The 16,187-nt window shown below is 75.3% G+C and carries 11 protein-coding genes and 1 pseudogene; 5 read left to right on the top strand and 7 right to left on the bottom strand.

What is annotated here, in order from left to right:
• Positions 1 to 533 precede the first annotated feature (533 nt).
• A complete protein-coding gene (locus tag AB0Q99_RS30095) occupies positions 534 to 2,678 on the top strand; it encodes a SpoIIE family protein phosphatase (protein WP_363576733.1) in 2,145 nt (714 codons plus the stop codon).
• A 133-nt stretch (positions 2,679 to 2,811) separates the two neighbouring features.
• Here AB0Q99_RS30095 and AB0Q99_RS30100 read toward each other — a convergent pair whose 3' ends face one another.
• From AB0Q99_RS30100 to AB0Q99_RS30120, 5 genes are all read right to left on the bottom strand, one after another.
• A complete protein-coding gene (locus AB0Q99_RS30100; protein ID WP_363576734.1) occupies positions 2,812 to 3,957 on the bottom strand; it encodes a DUF2637 domain-containing protein in 1,146 nt (381 codons plus the stop codon).
• Positions 3,958 to 4,171: 214 nt separating this feature from the next.
• Positions 4,172 to 5,095, bottom strand: coding sequence for a (2Fe-2S)-binding protein (locus AB0Q99_RS30105; RefSeq protein WP_363576735.1), 924 nt, complete (start codon positions 5,093 to 5,095; stop codon positions 4,172 to 4,174).
• A gap of 160 nt (positions 5,096 to 5,255) precedes the next feature.
• A complete protein-coding gene (locus AB0Q99_RS30110; RefSeq protein WP_363576747.1) occupies positions 5,256 to 6,023 on the bottom strand; it encodes a hypothetical protein in 768 nt (255 codons plus the stop codon).
• Positions 6,024 to 6,334: 311 nt separating this feature from the next.
• On the bottom strand, positions 6,335 to 7,189 hold the full coding sequence (locus AB0Q99_RS30115; protein WP_363576736.1) for a hypothetical protein: 855 nt from the start codon (positions 7,187 to 7,189) through the stop codon (positions 6,335 to 6,337).
• 152 nt (positions 7,190 to 7,341) lie between these two features.
• Positions 7,342 to 7,971, bottom strand: coding sequence for an NTP transferase domain-containing protein (locus tag AB0Q99_RS30120; RefSeq protein ID WP_363576737.1), 630 nt, complete (start codon positions 7,969 to 7,971; stop codon positions 7,342 to 7,344).
• Positions 7,972 to 8,026: 55 nt separating this feature from the next.
• Here AB0Q99_RS30120 and AB0Q99_RS30125 point away from each other — a divergent pair.
• Both AB0Q99_RS30125 and AB0Q99_RS30130 read left to right on the top strand, forming a co-directional pair.
• Positions 8,027 to 8,421 (top strand): annotated as a pseudogene (locus AB0Q99_RS30125) (GTP 3',8-cyclase MoaA); the annotation flags it as partial.
• 249 nt (positions 8,422 to 8,670) lie between these two features.
• Complete coding sequence (locus AB0Q99_RS30130; RefSeq protein WP_363576748.1) at positions 8,671 to 10,254, top strand: alpha/beta hydrolase; 1,584 nt, start codon at positions 8,671 to 8,673, stop codon at positions 10,252 to 10,254.
• Between the two features lie 73 nt (positions 10,255 to 10,327).
• Here the strand turns inward: AB0Q99_RS30130 and AB0Q99_RS30135 are convergent, their stop codons facing one another.
• Together AB0Q99_RS30135 and AB0Q99_RS30140 are read right to left on the bottom strand one after the other, a co-directional pair.
• Positions 10,328 to 12,754 carry a glycosyltransferase family 39 protein gene (locus AB0Q99_RS30135; RefSeq protein WP_363576738.1) on the bottom strand — a complete coding sequence of 809 codons (2,427 nt, stop codon included), beginning with the start codon at positions 12,752 to 12,754 and terminating at the stop codon, positions 10,328 to 10,330.
• Positions 12,755 to 12,836: 82 nt separating this feature from the next.
• Entirely contained in the window at positions 12,837 to 13,958 is a 1,122-nt protein-coding gene (locus AB0Q99_RS30140) for an alpha/beta hydrolase-fold protein (protein ID WP_363576739.1), read from the bottom strand.
• A gap of 280 nt (positions 13,959 to 14,238) precedes the next feature.
• Between AB0Q99_RS30140 and AB0Q99_RS30145 the strand changes: the two genes are divergently transcribed.
• Positions 14,239 to 15,015, top strand: a complete 777-nt coding sequence (locus tag AB0Q99_RS30145; RefSeq protein WP_363576740.1) for a hypothetical protein — start codon at positions 14,239 to 14,241, stop codon at positions 15,013 to 15,015.
• 174 nt (positions 15,016 to 15,189) lie between these two features.
• On the top strand, positions 15,190 to 16,187 hold a 998-nt coding region (locus tag AB0Q99_RS30150; RefSeq protein WP_363576741.1), incomplete at its 3' end, for a trypsin-like peptidase domain-containing protein.

Below are 16,187 nucleotides of genomic sequence, written 5' to 3' on the forward strand. Positions count from 1 at the left end.
GGAAGCCCTGAACAGAAGGCGGAGCGGAAGATTTCCGGCCCGTTGGCATTGCCGCTCGGCGGAACATTGGCCAGGATGGTGGGACCGTGTGTCCACGTGCGGGAAGCAGCGGGGAGACCGTACCTCGACTGACCACCGTCCGTCGGCACCGTCCTATCCAGCACGACCATCACATCGCCACGCGGCCCGTCCGGACGGTCGGCGCGGTCCGTCACGGCAGCGGCAGGAGCAGCATGCCCACTGAGCCCGAGTCGCCGGGGCCGGCGCTCCCTCCCGGCGCGTCCGTCGCCGAGCCGCGAGCTGTGGAGCCCGGGACCGCACAGCCCGGAAGCGCGGAGCTCCGCACCGCAGAGCCGCCAACCGCGGATCTCCGGACCGCGGATCTCCGGACCGCGGGGCCCCGCGTCGCCGAGCAGCCGACCGGCCCGGAGCCGCGGACCCTCGGACAACCCGTCGCCGGCCCCGCCGCCACCCCCACCGGCGGGACGGGCCGGACCAGGCCGCCCGCGCAGCAGACCCGGAGGTCCCCCGCGGTGCGCCCGTCCCCCAGCCTCGCCGCCGCCCGGCTGGCGCCCGTGCTCTCCGGCGGACTGCCGCCGGCCTCCGCCGACACCATGCCGGACTGGCTGGAGCCCGCGATGGCCGCCAACGGCATCGGCTCCTTCGACTGGGACATCCGCCGCGACGTTCTGGAGGGCGACCAGCGGGCCTGCGCGATCATCGGCCTGGACGCCCCGGCGCAGGTCCGTTTCGACCGCACCGCCGCCTCCTTCCTGGCCCTGCTGCACCCCGAGGACGCACCGGTGGTGCGCCGCCGGGTCGAGCGCGCGGTCGCCGAGCTCGGCCAGTGCGGCGCGTACTACCGCACCGTCGGGCCGAACGGCTCGATGCGCGCGGTGCGCTTCCGCGGCAGGGTGCTCGCGGACGCCTTCGGCCGGGCCTCCCGGATGGTCGGCTTCGTCTGGGACGCCACCGTCGAGCTGCACAAACGCGACCACGCCGACCGGATGGCCCTGCTGCGCGAGGAGCGCTCCCGGTTCATCAAGGAGGCGGCGCGCGCTCTCTCCGAAGCCGTCACCGTCCGTGACGTGGCCCGGGTGTTCACCGAGCTGCCGCTGCCCGGACTGCCGCCGGACGGCCTGGTGCTGGCCTCCTTCGAGGCGGGACGGGCCCGGGTCCTCGGCGCCTCCGGCTACCGCACCGACTCGCTCGCGGTCTGGGACCGCACCGTGCTGCCCGCCGGCCACCCGGCCGCCGAGGCGCTGCGGCACCGCGCGCCGGTGTTCGTCTCCACCCGCGAGGACTTCCGGGACGGCTACCCCGAGGTGTGGGAGCCGACCAGCCGCACCGGCCGCGGCTCCTGGGCGTACCTGCCGTTGGTGGCCAGCGGCCGGGCGATCGGCGTCTGCGTGGTCAGCTTCGACGACGAGCGCGAGCTGGACGCGGACGAGCGCACCCTGCTGACCACCCTGGGCGGACTGGTCGCCCAGTCGCTGGCCCGGGCCCGGCTGCACGACGCCGAGCACGAGCTGGCGGCCGGCCTGCAGCGGGTGATGCTGCCGCGCACCGTCCCGTCCGTACCGGGCGTGACCACCGCCGTGCGCTACCTCGCGGCCGGCTCCGGCCTGCAGATCGGCGGCGACTGGTACGACGTGGTGCCGCTGCCCGGCGGGCACGTCGGCCTGGTGATCGGCGACGTCCAGGGCCACGACGTGCACGCCGCCGGGATCATGGGCCAGCTGCGGATCGCGCTGCGCGCCTACGCGGCCGAGGGCCACCCGCCCGCCGCCGTGATGGCCCGCGCCTCCCGCTTCCTCGCCGATCTGGACACCGACCACTTCGCGACCTGCACCTACGCCGAGGTCAACGTGGACTACGGCGTGGTCTACGCGGTCCGGGCCGGCCACCTCGACCCGGTGGTGCGCCGCGCGGACGGCACCGCCGCGGTGGTGCCGGTGGCCGGCGGGCTGCCGCTGGGCATCGACCCGGACCAGGAGTACCGGGTCACCCGGTTCAGCCTGGACCCGGGCGAGACGGTGCTGCTCTGCACCGACGGGCTGGTCGAGGCGCGCGGCATGGACCTGGACGAGGGCGTCGCCCGGCTCACCCGGGTGCTCGCCGAGCCGCTGCCGCCCGCCGAGCGGGCGGCCCGCGACCCGCTGGAGGAGCTGGCCGAGCGGATCGCCTCCCAGGCCGCCGACTCCAACGAGCGCGAGGACGACATAGCGCTGCTGCTGCTGCGCTGGGACGGCCCGGCGGGCGGCCTGGCCGCCCAGCAGCTGCGCCGCCGGATCGGCCAGGCCGACCTGGCGCGGGTCGCCGAGGTGCGGGCCGAGCTGCGCGACGCGTTGCGCCGCTGGGGTGTCGCCGAGTTCATCGACACCGCCGAGCTGCTCTCCTCCGAGCTGGTCACCAACGCCATCCGGCACACCGACCGGGACGCCATGTTCACCGCCCGGCTCTACCGGGAGCTCGAGGAGGACGGCGGGCGGTCCCGGCTGCGGGTCGAGGTGGAGGACGAGTCCGACCTGTGGCCGACCCGCCGGACGCCGGGGGAGCAGGCCTCCTCCGGGCGCGGGCTGATGCTGGTCGAGGCGCTTGCGGACTCCTGGGGCGTGGAGCCGCGCGGGTCGGGCAAGCGGATGTGGTTCGAGCTCAGCGGGGCGACGGCGGCCTGAGCGCCCAGGAAGCCCCGGACGTCCGGGAGGCCAGGGGCGCTCGGGAGGTCGTCCGCGCCCCCTGTGAGCACCGACGCCCCCGCGCACGTCGACCCTCACGGGGCGTGCACGGGGGCGTCCGGCGCCCGGAGCGTCAGCCGAACTGCTGCTCCAGGTCCTTCAGCTTGCGCTCCAGCGAGTCCAGCCGGGGCAGCGTGACGGTGTCCTCCTCCACGGTCAGGTCGATGGTGCGCCGCTCCGGGCGGGCCGGCAGACCGGGCTGGACGACCGCGCCCTCGGCGGGCTCGACCTCGCGCGGCGCCGCCGACCCGACCTCGCGCGGGGCGGCGGTCCGCTCCACCCCGGGGCGCTCGGCGGCGCTCCGTTCGACGGTGGTCCGCTCGGCAGTCGCCCGGTCAGCCCGATCGGCCCGGTCAGCCCGTTCGACCACGGGCCCGTCGGTTATGGCCGGTTCCGAGCCGGACTCCAGCTGCCGTGCGGCGGTGCCCCGGCGCCAGGTGCTGTGGGAGCGGTTGATCGCCCGGATCTCGGCCCGCTCGCGGCGCCCGGCCAGCTTGCGGCGCTCCTTGTCCAGGGCACGCTCCCGCTTGTCGTCGCGGACCTCGTCCACCGCCTCGTCCAGGCTGCGCACGCCCTCCAGGAGCATCAGCGACCAGGCCGCGTAGGTCTCGCGCGGGGCGCGCAGCCAGCGGACGATGCGGATCTGCGGCAGTGGCCGGGGGACCAGCCCCTGCTCGCGCAGCGCGGCCCGGCGGGTCTGCTTCAGCGCCCGGTCGAACAGGACCGCCGCCGAGAGGGACATGCCGGAGAAGAACTGCGGGGCCCCGGCGTGGCCGAAGCCGCGCGGGGCGTGCACCCAGTTGAACCAGGCCGAGGCGCCGGCGAAGACCCAGACCAGCAGCCGGGAGCCGAAGGCCGCGTCGCCGTGGCTGGCCTCGCGGACGGCGAGCACCGAGCAGAACATCGCGGCACCGTCGAGCCCGAACGGGACGAGGTACTCCCAGCCGCCGGACAGGCCCAGGTTCTGCACGCCGAAGCCGACCAGCCCGTGGAAGGACAGCGCGGCGGCGACCCCGGCACAGCAGAACAACAGGGTGTACGAGGCGGCGCCGTACAGGGATTCCTTGCGGCGGCGCCGTTCCTCGGAGCGCTCCCAGGAATCCGTGCCCGGGCCGCCGGCGGATCCCCGGTTGCGGAGCAGGGCCACCAGGAGCGCGCTGACCAGCAGCCCCGCGACTCCGGTGACGGCCCACCCGAGCGGTATGTCGGACAATTTCATCGCCGGGACCAGCCTCGCTTTCCTGCGTCGCGTTCCTTCGTCGTGATGGCGGGGACCATCATGGCGGATGCTCGGCGGGCGAATGACCGATTCGCTGTCAATGCGCTGGGGAGAGGGATTTCTGACTCAGCGACAAAAATATTGTCTGACTAATTCGAAGCGGATTGTTCCTGGAATTCCGGGCTTTTCGGACCCGGGCCCGGACGGACGTTCGTCAACCCCGTGTGACCCGTGGGCAGCCGCTGCACATGGACCCCGGCTCCGCGGTGTACGCGAGGCAGCAACTGGCCCGGGACCGGTCCGCACGCGGAGCGCCGTCGCCCCCGGGCGCCGGGGGCGCGAACCCGGCGCCGGGCGTGAAGGGGGCCGGGGCGGGAGCGGGGTTCCCGTCCGCGCCGGGCGCGCACGCGGGCTCGGCCGGTCCGCCGGGCGCCAGCAGTGCGGACAGTTCGGCGCGCGCCCGTTCCGCCTCCCCGAGCAGCCCGCCCGCGTACCAGAGCCCCTCCACCACCGCGTCCGTGGCCATCGCCCACAGCACCCGGGGTCCGCGCCGCGCCTCCGGGCGGAAGGCGGTCAGCACCGGGGTCAGGAACCCGCCGAGCGCGCACCGCAGCGCGGCGGCCAGCGCGGCCTCGTCCGCCGCCGGCCGGGCCTGCGCCGAGCCGGCCGCCGGGTCGTCCGGCAGGCAGGCGAACTCCGCCGGGCGGACCGTCAGTTCCACCGCCCCGGACCGTCGGCGCAGCGAGACGTCCCCGAGGGTGAGCAGCGGGACGCGCCGCTCCAGGAACCACGGCAGCGTGAACAGCAGCGAGACCGGCCAGACGAAGCGGTGCAGCCCGAAGCCGGCCGCGACGTCCGGGCGCAGCGGCCGCCCGTAGCGGGCGAGGCCCTGCCGGGCGTCGTGGGCGATCAGCTCGCGCACGGCCCCGGGGCGGGCGGCCAGGTCGGCGGCGGGCAGCCAGCCGCCGCCGCGCCGGGGCGGTGCGCAGCGCACGCTCAGCACCGGGGTGAGCCCGGTCAGCCGGTGGTACGAGGGGGCGCCCGGGGTGGCGGGGGTCGGGGCGGAGCCGGGGGCGTGCGCCCCGGTGCTGTGGGGGGCGCGCGGCGTGGGGCCGGGCCGGGTGCTGCTCGCGGTCATGGGCGGGCCCCATCGGGTCGACCGGGGCCCGCCCGTGGACCGCCCGGCGCCGTCCGGCGGTGGTGTGCCGGGCGCGGCCGGACCGGGGCACGGCGGTGCCCGGGGAACGGCAAGGCGACCCGGCCGGGACGCTGCCCGTCCCAGCCAGGTTAGGCTCACCTTAGCTGATGGTTCCCCCGGTCTCGCTCGCGATGCGTCCGTCCGGGGGAGGCCCCGGCGCGCCGGCGGTGCCCAACTGGCGTGCCAGCCAGACCGGCACGCCGCCCAGGGCCTGCACCAGCCGGGTCGCCTCGGCGCGCAGCCGCGAGGCCTCGGCCGGTTCGGACACCTCGGCGAGCGCCGCGAGCGCCGGAGCCACCCCCACCGTGAAGCCGAGTTGCTCGCGCAGCCGCAGCGAGGCGTCGAAACCCTCCCGGGCGCTGCCCCGGTCCCCGCGGGAGAGTGCCAGCGCGGCCAGGTGGCGCCAGGTGTACGAGCGCAGCAGTTCGTCGCCGCGCTCGCCGGCGCCCTCGTGCGCCCGGCGGTAGGCGATCCAGGCGGCGCCGCGGTCGCGCAGCAGGTTCTCGGCGACCAGCCCGCGCCGGAAGTCCAGCAGCGGGCGGCCGGGTGCGTCCGGCGGCAGCAGGGCCGAGGTGCGGCCGAGCGCGGCCTGCGCCTCGTCCAGCCGGTCCCGCGGGCCGAGCACGCTCGCCACGTACGCGAGGAAGCCGCGGGCGCAGGCGGCGGCCGCGCGCTGCTCGGTGCCGGCCGCCAGCGCCTCCGCCAGGCGCAGCGCCTGCTCCGCCTGGGTCCAGTACGCCGCGGTGAACAGGCACTGTTCGATGAGGAGTTCGGCCCGCCCGAGGGCCGCTGCCGGGTCCTGCTCGGCGGCCGGGCGCAACAGTTCGGCGGCCTCCTGCCAGCACGCCCGGGACCTCAGTCGCCACACGGTGTCGCCCGGCTCCTCCGCTGCCGCCCGCCCCCGCCCGTCCGGGCCGCTCGGGCCCCATCCGTGCTCCGACAACGCCACCTCCTTGTGTGCGCCATCCAGCAGGGCGCGGACCCGCCCCTGGGGCCCTGCCGCCACGACCCGTGCGCATGGCGGCGGCAGGGCGAAAAGCCCGCGCTGTGGCGGCAATTCAACACGGGGGTGAGCTTGTGCACCAGATCACGAGCGGAGGTTGTTGCGTTCGGAGGAGAAATGATCTAGAGGGGTGCGAGTGGCGCGGTCCGGCGGGGCGCCCGACCGGTCGGGAGGGGTCAGGAGGTCCAGCCGGTCTCCATCAGGGCCTCGGCGGCGCCGTTCGCGGGCTGCGGCACGCCCGCCAGGTCCAGGCTGAACAGGGCGACCAGCAGCTGCTCGCCGCGCACCGTGGCCTGGTGCGAATAGCCCGCGAGGGTGAACATCGCGGCGGCCATCTCCTCGGCGTGCAGGGTCTGCAGCCACAGGCACTCGACCGACTTCACGTCGGCCGGCTCGGTCCAGGTGTCGACCTGCGCGACCATCCGGCTGCCCAGCAGGGTGACCCCGTCGCGCTCCTGCGCCTCGGTCAGCTCCAGGTCGTCGAAGCCGAGCCACTCCAGGTAACGGGCGGCGGTGAACACCGCGTCCTGCGAGGTGCGCACCGGGTGCGGGCGGAAGGGGGCACGGTGGCGGAACGGGCGGGAGCGGCCGGCCGAGGTGCCGGGGGGCGCGGGCGGGGCGGGCACCGGCGCGCCCATCGGGTGGGCCGGGTGGGGGCGGGAGGACTGCGGGCCGGGGGCGGCGAGCGGGCCGGCCGTGCCGCTGCCCAGCCGGGTGGTGCGGTCCACCGGCAGCCGGACGGTGGCGCCGCAGTTGCAGGTGAACTCGGGCTGCGGCCACTGGTCGGAGCGGCCGCAGTGCGGGCAGCGCATGCTCAGCCAGGAGTCCTCCCAGGACCGGAAGCGCACCTGCACCGGCACGCCGCCACGCAGCAGAGGCACCTTGAGCGAGGCGCCGCAGGGGCAGGGCAGCGACGGCGGTTCGTACAGGTGCTCGCGGCGGCAGGCGGGGCAGCGGATGGCCCGGGCGCCACCGCCCGCCCCCGGGTGCGTGGGGTCGTGTCCGGTGAAGTCGTCGGGCAGTCCGGCCATCGCGGGCTCCGTCCGTCGGTGTCGGGTGGGTGGGACGATTCCCATGCTCCCCGAAATGTCCGGCGATGGGCGCGGAATGGGGCAATCCTCAGGGACGGATCAGGGAACCCTGAGCACCGGGGGCGAGGCGGCCTCCGTCCCGAGGAGGAGGGTCAACCGGCGGACCAGCGGGCCAGGTCGGCGGGGGTGTCCAGGTCGTCCGGGACGGCGACGTCGGCGCACTCGACCAGGACGACCTCCGCCGCGTGCGCCGCCAGCAGGGCGCGGGCGCCGGCATCGCCGGAGGCGCCCGCGGCCGCCTCGGCGAAGTGCCGGGCGCCGATCAGCACCGGGTGGCCGCGCCGCCCGTGGTAGGCCGCCGCGGCCAGTTCGGCGCCCGCCCGGTGCGCGGCCAGCAGCCGGGCGACGGCGGCCGGGGTGACGCCCGGGGTGTCCACCAGCATGACGAGCGCCGCCGGGGCCCGCGGCGGGAGCGCGGCCAGGCCGGCCCGCAGCGAGGAGCCCATGCCGCCGGCCCAGTCCGGGTTGGCCACCAGACGGCAGCCCGGCAGGTGCGCGGTGGCCCGGACCCGGTCGCCCGCCGCGCCCAGCACCACCGTGACGTCCGGGCAGCCGCCGGCCCGGACCACCGCCACCGCGTGCTCCACCAGTGGCCGGTCCCCGTACCGGAGCAGCGCCTTGGGTCGCCCGCCGAGGCGCCGCCCGCCCCCGGCGGCGAGCACCAGGGCGGCGACCGGGGCGGCGACCGGGGCTGGTCCGGCGGGCGTCGGCGCAGTCTGCATGGGTCCAGCCTGCCGGTCCCGGGCGGGAGTGCGCACTGTGCGAAGCCACAAGGCGGCGCAGGGGGCGTGGGACCGGGCCGCGATGGTGCCGACGGAGGAGGTCCTGGCCGCGCCGGCGGAGCGGTACGACCTGGTGCCGGTGGGGCGGCGCGGCAGCGCCCCGGCGCGGGAGTGCCGGATCGGGGGGCGGACGCGGTGGTCGGGGTGATCGCCTCCGGCACCGGCCGTTCCGCGGCGGCTGCGACCGGGTCCGGCTGACCGCCGACGGGCGGGCTGCGCGACTGCCTGTTCGCGACGGAGGAGTCGGGTCTGCGGGCGATGCTGCGCGGCGGGGCGGACGACGCGGCGATCGAGGCGGTCCGGCGGGCGGCGATCGAGGGGCCGGGGCACGCGATCGGGCGCACGGGCTTCGTCCGGCCGGACCGGCCGAGGTCCGCGATCGGCGGCTGACACCCGCGGGGAGCGCGTGGGGCGCGTACGCGGTGCGCTTCGCCCAGGTCTCGCTGACGTACCGACTGCCGGTCACCGAGGCCGAGAAGAAGGTCGTGCTGCAGCAGTGCGACAGCTGACGAAACGTTACGGCAACACGACGACGGCCGAGCCGTACGAGCGGCGGAGGGCGGCCGCGAGGTGCCCCCGGGTACGCCCCCGGTTGCGGGGCGGGTGCGGGCCGGATGGTATTCGTGGGCGGTGGCCCCGATGATCTCCTGCTATCTCCGATCCCCCCGGTTCCCCCGGCGCGCGCTGCCCGCCCTCGCCCTGGGCACCGCCCTGGCGCTGCTGAGCGGCTGCACCGGCGCTGGCGGAGCCGGCGGGTCCGGTCGTACGGCCACCCGGCCGCCGCTCGACGACCTGGTCACCGCCACCGCCTCCCCGGCGCTGCGCGCGCTCTACGGCCAGCGGATCGACTGGCGGGCGTGCCCCGGGGACGACGGCCAGGACGGACCGGCGATCGAGTGCGGCACCCTGACCGTGCCGCTGGACTACGCCGACCCCGGCGGCCGCACCACCGCCGTCGCCCTGGCCCGGATGCCCGCCGCCGACCCGGGGCAGCGGATCGGCGCCCTCGTGGTCAACCCCGGCGGACCCGGCAACTCCGGCGTCAGGATGATCCGGGAGGACTGGCAGAGCTTCCAGGGGGCCCCGCGCGACCGCTTCGACCTGGTCGGCTTCGACCCGCGCGGCGCCGGCGACACCACCCCCGTCCACTGTCTGGACGACCGCACCCGCGACACGTGGAACGCCACCGACGACCAGACCTACGACCACGGCCGGATCCTCGCCGACGCCTGCCGGACGAGCCAGGCCGACCTGCTCCCGCACCTCGGCACCCGCGACACCGCCCGCGACCTCGACGTGCTGCGCGGCGCCCTCGGCGAACGCAAGCTGGACTTCATCGGCTTCTCCTACGGCACCCTCCTCGGCGCGCTCTACGCCGAGGAGTTCCCCGGCCGCACCGGCCGCCTGGTGCTCGACGGCGCCGTCGAGCACGGCATCGATCCGATGCGCCTCGACGTCGAACAGGCCGTCGCCGGCGAGGTCGCGCTCCGGGCCTTCGCCTCCGCCTGGGCCACCGACGACGGCACCGACTGCCCGTTCGGGGCCGACCCGGACACCGCCCCGAAGCGCCTCGCCGACTTCCTCGACGGCCTGCGCACCCGCCCGCTGCGCAGCTCCGACGGCCGCACCCTCACCGCCGCCCTCGGCTGGGCCGCCGTCCTCAACGTGCTCTACGACGGCCACCGCTCCTGGTACCGGCTGCACGACGCCCTCACCCCGGCCGTCAAGCGGCGCGACGCCGACGCGCTGCTCGCCCTCGCGGACAACGCCAACGGCCGCGACGAGAACGGCCACTACGAGACCGCGGCGGACGCCTTCGCGGCCATCTCCTGCGCGGACCTCCCGGCGCCCACCGATCCGCAGCTGAGCGCGGGCCTCGCCGACCTCGCGGCCCAGGCTCCGCTGACCAGCCGGCACAACCCCGTCGCCACCCTGCTCGCCCCGGACTGCCGCTCCTGGCCCTACCGTTCGACCGAGCGTCCGCACCCGATCCTGACGCCCGGCAGCGCCCCGGTCCTGGTGATCGGCTCCACCGGGGACCCGGTCACCCCGTACGCGTGGGCGCAGCGGCTGGCCGCCGGGCTGGAGCACGGCGTGCTGCTCACCCGCGAGGGCGACGGGCACACCGCGTACGACAAGAGCACGTGCGTGCGGACGGCCGTCGCCGCGTTCCTGACCGACGGCCGGATGCCGGCGGCGGGGACGCACTGCCCGTCCGACTGAGCGGCCCGGCGGGGCCGAGCACCGGGAAGGGGGCGTACCGCGCGAACGCGACACGCCCCCTTCGGGGTCGGGGTCAGGACGTCGGGGCCGTCAGGTCGTAGAAGGCGGCCGAACCGACCGTCTTGGCGGTGAAGTGGGCGGCCACCCAGGACTCGATCCGGGTGTTCTCCGACTCCTGCCGCTCACTGCCGGCGCCGTCGGCCGCAGTGCCGCCCGCGCCGCCGCCGGGGCCGCCGAAGCCGCCGCGGGAGCCGCCGGCGATGAACCAGTGGACCTTGCCCTGCTGGACGTACTTCTGGAAGCCCGCCAGGCTCAGCGAGGGGTCGGTGCCGTTGAAGCCGCCGAGGGCCATCACCGGCTCGCCGGTGGCGAGTTGGTAGCTCGCGGCGTTCTGCGAGCCGACGGTGGCCGCCGCCCAGGTGTAGTGGTCGGCGTTCGCCTTGAGCAGGGCGGCGGCCTCGTCGCTCACCTTGGTGCCGCCGAGCAGGCCGCCCATGCCGCCACCGCCCATGCCACCGCCCATGCCGCCGCCCATGCCGCCGGGGAAGCCTCCGCCGCCGCCGGGGGCGCCGGGGAAGCCGCCGTTGCCGTTGCCGGTGCCGCCGGGGAAGCCGCCGCCGGGGAAGCCGCCGCCGTTCTGCCCGCGCCCTGCCTGGCCACCGGGGAAGCCCTGCCGGCCGCCCTGGCCGCCCTGGCCGCCCTGAGCTCCCTGGCCCCCCTGTCCGCCCGGCCCGAACCCGAACCCGCGGCCGTTGCCGTTGCCGCCGCCCGGGAAGCCCTTGCGCCCGCCGCCGCCCGGCCCGAACGCGCCCTGCACGCCCGGTCCGGCGGTCACGATCGAGCCGGTGTGCGCCGTGCCGACGGTGTCCACCGCGTACGCCGCCGGACCGCCGAGCGCCGCCGCCAGGCCCACCAGGCCCGCCACCGAGGCGATCCGCGCGCCGGTCCGGCCGGAGGCCCGCCCGACGAACTGCCCGCCGACCAGCGCGACCGCCGCCAGCAGCCCGCCGACCAGCACCGCCCAGCGCAGCCACGGCAGGAAGTCCGAGCTGCGGCCGAGCAGCACGAACGCCCAGACCGCCGTCACCGCCAGCGTCCCGGCCAGCACCAGCGCCCACGGCAGCCGGTGCCGCGCCCGCCACAGCCCGTCCACGCCCATGCCGACCAGCGCCGCGACGGCCGGGGCCAGCGCCACCGTGTAGTACTGGTGGAAGATCCCGGACATGAAGCTGAAGATCAGCGCGGTGGAGAGCAGCCAGCCGCCCCAGACCAGGAACGCCGCGCGGGCGCTGTCGGTCCGGGCGTAGCGGCGGGTCGCCCAGAGGCCGACCAGCAGCAGGATCAGCGCGGCCGGCATCAGCCAGGCGATCTGTCCGCCGATGTCGGTGCCGAACAGCCGGGTCAGGCCGGTCTCGCCCCAGCCGCGGCCGCCGCCGGCCCGCGCGGCGCCGCCCGGCAGGTCGATCCCGGCCGGGAGCCGTCCGCCGCCGCCCACGCTGCCGCGCTCGTTGCCGTCCACCCGGCCGAGGCCGTTGTAGCCGAAGGTCAGCGACAGGAAGCTGTTGTCCTGCGAGCCGCCGACGTACGGGCGGGCCGAGGCGGGCAGCAGTTCGACGATCGCGACCCACCAGCCGCCCGAGACCAGCAGCGCCACGCCCGCCAGCAGGGTCTGCCGGACCCGCCGCCAGAAGCCGGTGGGTGCCACGACCAGGTAGATCACCGCGAAGGCGGGCAGGATCAGGAACGCCGCCAGGGTCTTGGTGAGGAAGGCGAAGCCGAACATCACTCCGGTGACGAGCAGCCACCGGGTGCCCGCCGCCTCGATCGCCCGCACCATCCCGTAGGCGGCCAGCGTCAGCAGCAGCACCAGCAGCGCGTCCGGGTTGTTGAAGCGGAACATCAGCGCCGCGACCGGGGTGAGCGCCAGCGCGGCGCCCGCCAGCAGGCCGCCGAGCGGGGAGAAGCGGCGGCGCACCGTCGCGTACAGCACGCCGACGGTGGCCGCGCCCATCAGCGCCTGCGGAGCCAGCACCGACCAGGAGGACAGGCCGAAGACCCGCGCCGAGAGCGCCATCGGCCAGAGCGAGGCCGGGGGCTTGTCGACGGTGATGAAGTTCCCGGCGTCGGAGGAGCCGAAGAAGAAGGCCTTCCAGCTCTGGGTGCCGGCCTGGACGGCCGCCGAGTAGAAGGCGTTGGCCCAGCCGGAGGCGCTCAGGCCCCACAGGTAGAGGAGGGCGGTCGCGGCGAGCAGCGCCAGCAGGGCCGGGCGCACCCAGCGCGGGTCGTCCGCGCGCCCGCGCCAGGCGCGGGCCGGGAGGGTGCGCAGCCGGCCGGACCAGGAGGCCGGTCCCTTCGGTCCGGTGGGCGGCAGGGGCTGCTCGGGGAAGAGCGGGGCCGGGTCCGGCCGGGCGGGGTCCGGCCGCGGCACCTCCGGCGGCGGGAAGTTCGCGGCCTCGGGCCACGGGTCGCCGGCCGGAGGGGAGTAGCTGCTCGTGGTCATGCGCCATACGGTGCGTGGCGCGACTGAGAGAACCGTGAGACGGGGCTGTGAGACGGGTGTGATCTGCCCGGCGGCGGCCCGGCTACGCGGCGGCGGGCATGGTGAGGTGCTTGCCCAGCCACTCCAGGGCCGGGGGGATCTCCCGGGTCCAGGTGTGGAAGTTGTGGCCGGCGGTGTCCAGGGTGATGGTGGACATCCTGGTGGGGGCCTTGAAGGCGGCGACCATGGCCTTGGTCTCGTCGTAGTTGTTCTCGTCGTAGGCGCTGGTCAGCAGCAGCGAGACCGGGGCGGCCGGCTGGTTCTTCAGCCGCCAGAGCAGGTCGTTCTCCTGCTTCAGCTGGGCGCTGCCGCCGAACAGGTCGCCGGTGGTCTCGTCGTGGGCGGCGCTGTAGTAGCCGGAGAGCGCGATCGCCGCGGGGTAGGAGTCGGGCTTGCGGAGCGCGAACTTGAGCGCGCAGTAGCCGCCGGTGGAGTTGCCGATCACGGCCCGGTTGGCCGGGTCGGTGCCGATCCGGTAGGTGGTGGCGAGGGCCTTGGGCAGGTCGCTGGTGAAGAAGGTCTCCACCTGCGGGCCGTTCGGCACGTCGACGCACTCGGTGTCCCGGTTGCCGACGAGCGTGGGCCGGGCCATCACCAGGATGGTCGGCGGCAGCTTCTTCTGCTCGATCGCGGCGAGGGTGGACGCCGGGTACTGCATCAGCGAGATCAGCTTCTCCGGGATGCCCGGGTAGCCGGTGAGCACCAGGGCCATCGGGAACCGCTGCTTGGTGAAGTCGGGCTGGAAGTACTGCGGCGGCAGGTAGACGTAGGCCTCGGTGCTCAGGCCGGTGCCCGACCCTTTGATGGCGACCTGCTGGATCAGCCCGGAGCGCTCCGGGTCCGAGCCCTGGGAGGAGTAGAACTTCTGCTCACCGGTGACGGCCACGCCGGACGCGTTCGGCGTGTGGTCGACCACCGTGCCGAGCTTGCCGCTGGTGCCGAGCAGGTCGGTCCAGGAGCTGTAGAAGCCGAAGTAGCTGTTGGCGATCAGGCCCATCGCGACCAGCACCGAGAGCTGGGCGGCCAGGAAGGCGCCGAGCCGGCCCAGCCAGGACTTCCAGCCCCTCCCGCCGAACCGCGGCCAGAGCCACATGGTGGCGGCGAAGACGGCGATCGCGATGACCGAGGCGGCGATCTGGAGGGGGAGGCCGGTGAGACTGAGCACGAGCCCGATCGTAGTTGACCCCGATGGGTGAGCCCGGGCGGGCCCTTCGGATGATCGTACGGGCCCTGTTGACCGGTGTGGTTCGTACCCGGCAGCATGTCCGTTCGGGTGCGCGTGGGGAGCGCGAGCCGGATGGCATCAGGGGTGGGTCGTGACGTTCGTGGGGTCCGTGTTCAGGTCCGGTTCGGTCATCGGCGGGGTGCTGCTGCTCACGGCGTGCTCGGGTGGCGGGGGCGGCGGGGGCGCCGCGCGGAGTCCCACGGCGACGCCATACGGCTCCGTGCTCGCCCAGGCTCTCGCGCCGGTCGACACGGGGCTGGGGAAAGCGGCGGCGGCCACGACCACGTACGAGCTGGACACCGCCCTCGCCGGCGTCGAGTCCAACATCGGCCGTGCCGTCCGGAGCCTGAACGCCGCCACCGCGCCGGCCGGTGCCGACGGGGCCCGCACCGACCTCGCGAACAGCCTGACCGCGCTCGCCGCCGAGTCGTCGGCGCTGCGCGGCGACGTCCTCCATCACAAGCTCTGCACCGTCGGAGTCGCCCTGGCCAGGCTCGGCGCCGGTCCGGGGATGGCGGCGGTCTCGACCGCCCTCGCCGAGCTGACCGCGGCCGGCTACCAACCCGGGCTCGTCGTCCCGCAGCTGCCCAAGCCGCAAGCGCAGCCGCGGACCCTGGAGAACGGCGTACTGGTCCGTGACGGCGGGAAGGGCGGCAAGGGCGCGCTGAACGTCGCCAACGTCAACGGCCCGGCGGACGCGGTCCTCACCCTCGCCCAGGACGGGAAGTCGGTCACCTCGGTGTACGCGGCCAAGGGTCAGAGCGCCACCATCGAGGGCGTCAAGGACGGTTCGTACGACGTCTACGTCGCCACCGGCGTGGACTGGGACTCCGAGGCGAGGCAGTTCACGCAGGACTGCCGGTTCATCAAGTACCCGGAGAAGTACGCGTTCCCGAACGGGCAGGGCGGCGGCTGGAAGTTCGACCTCGCCCCGGCGAGCGGTCCGGGAAGTACTCAGGCCGAGGGGCAGACGGTGAACTCCGCTCCGCAGCCGTAGTGCGTGCGTAACGGGCATACCGGGACAGGTGGTTGCCGTCCGGTGGCACAACGGGCGCTGAGGAGTGGCGAGTTCGGCCAGAACGGTTGACCCTTTGAAGTGGCCATGGCACTTTCGTGCGGCGCGGGCCTCGGCGACCAGTCGTACACCCCGCGATCCCCCACAAGGAGAGCCATGTTCAAGAGACTTGTCGCGATGGCCGGCACGAGCGCCGTCGTCGCGGGCGGGCTGGCCTTCGCCGCCGCCCCGGCGCACGCCGTCCAGGCGGCCGACCTGACGGGCACCATCGCCCTGAGCAACTGCTCCGCCTCGCTGGTCCGTTACCCCACCTCGGTGGCCGGCGACCGGGCGCTGATGCTCACCAACGGGCACTGCCTGCCGACCATGCCCTCGGCCGGCGAGGTCATCCAGAACGTCAGCGCCAGTCGCAGCGGCACCCTGCTCGACGGCGCGGGCAACAGCCTGGGCACCGTCCAGGCCGACAAGGTGATCTACGCGACGATGACCGGCACCGACGTCGCCCTCTACCAACTCACCGACACCTACGGCTCGATCGCCTCCAAGTACGGCGCCACCGGGCTGACCGTCAGCGACACGCACCCGGCCGACGGCGCCGCGATGTACATCCCCTCCTCGTACTGGAAGCAGGTCTGGAACTGCTCCGTCAACGGGTTCGTGCCCACCCTCCGCGAGGACGAGTGGACCTGGCACGACTCGCTGCGCTACAGCGCCGGCTGCAACACCACGCACGGCACCTCCGGCTCGCCGATCGTCGACTCCGCCAGCGGGCGGATCATCGGCATCAACAACACCGGCAACGACGACGGCGCCATGTGCACCCTCAACAACCCGTGCGAGGTGGCCGCCGACGGCACCACCACGGCCGTCAAGGGCCAGAGCTACGGCGAGGAGACCTACTGGTTCACCACCTGCCTGAACTCCGCCCGGGCCATCGACCTCAACGTGGCCGGCTGCCTGCTCACCAAGCCGGCCGGCAGCGGCGCGGTCTCGGTGACCAGCCCCGGTGACCAGTCGACCGCGGTCGGCGGCGCGGTGAACCTGCAGATCAACGCGTCCGGCGGGACCGCTCCGCTGTCGTACTCGGCGACCGGTCTGCCGGCGGGTCTGGTGATCAACGCCTCGACGGGTGCGATCACCGGTACGCCGAGTGC

This window comes from Kitasatospora sp. NPDC086791 (genome assembly GCF_040685975.1).
In the GTDB taxonomy this organism is placed as follows: domain Bacteria; phylum Actinomycetota; class Actinomycetes; order Streptomycetales; family Streptomycetaceae; genus Kitasatospora.

What these genes read in the sequence shown, in the direction of transcription:
- AB0Q99_RS30120 (WP_363576737.1), bottom strand. Translation starts at nt 7,971, where the DNA reads ATGCAGACTGCGCCGACGCCCGCCGGACCAGCCCCGGTCGCCGCCCCG.
- AB0Q99_RS30100 (WP_363576734.1), bottom strand. Translation starts at nt 3,957, where the DNA reads ATGAAATTGTCCGACATACCGCTCGGGTGGGCCGTCACCGGAGTCGCG.
- AB0Q99_RS30135 (WP_363576738.1), bottom strand. Translation starts at nt 12,754, where the DNA reads ATGACCACGAGCAGCTACTCCCCTCCGGCCGGCGACCCGTGGCCCGAG.
- AB0Q99_RS30115 (WP_363576736.1), bottom strand. Translation starts at nt 7,189, where the DNA reads ATGGCCGGACTGCCCGACGACTTCACCGGACACGACCCCACGCACCCG.
- AB0Q99_RS30105 (WP_363576735.1), bottom strand. Translation starts at nt 5,095, where the DNA reads ATGACCGCGAGCAGCACCCGGCCCGGCCCCACGCCGCGCGCCCCCCAC.
- AB0Q99_RS30130 (WP_363576748.1), top strand. Translation starts at nt 8,671, where the DNA reads ATGATCTCCTGCTATCTCCGATCCCCCCGGTTCCCCCGGCGCGCGCTG.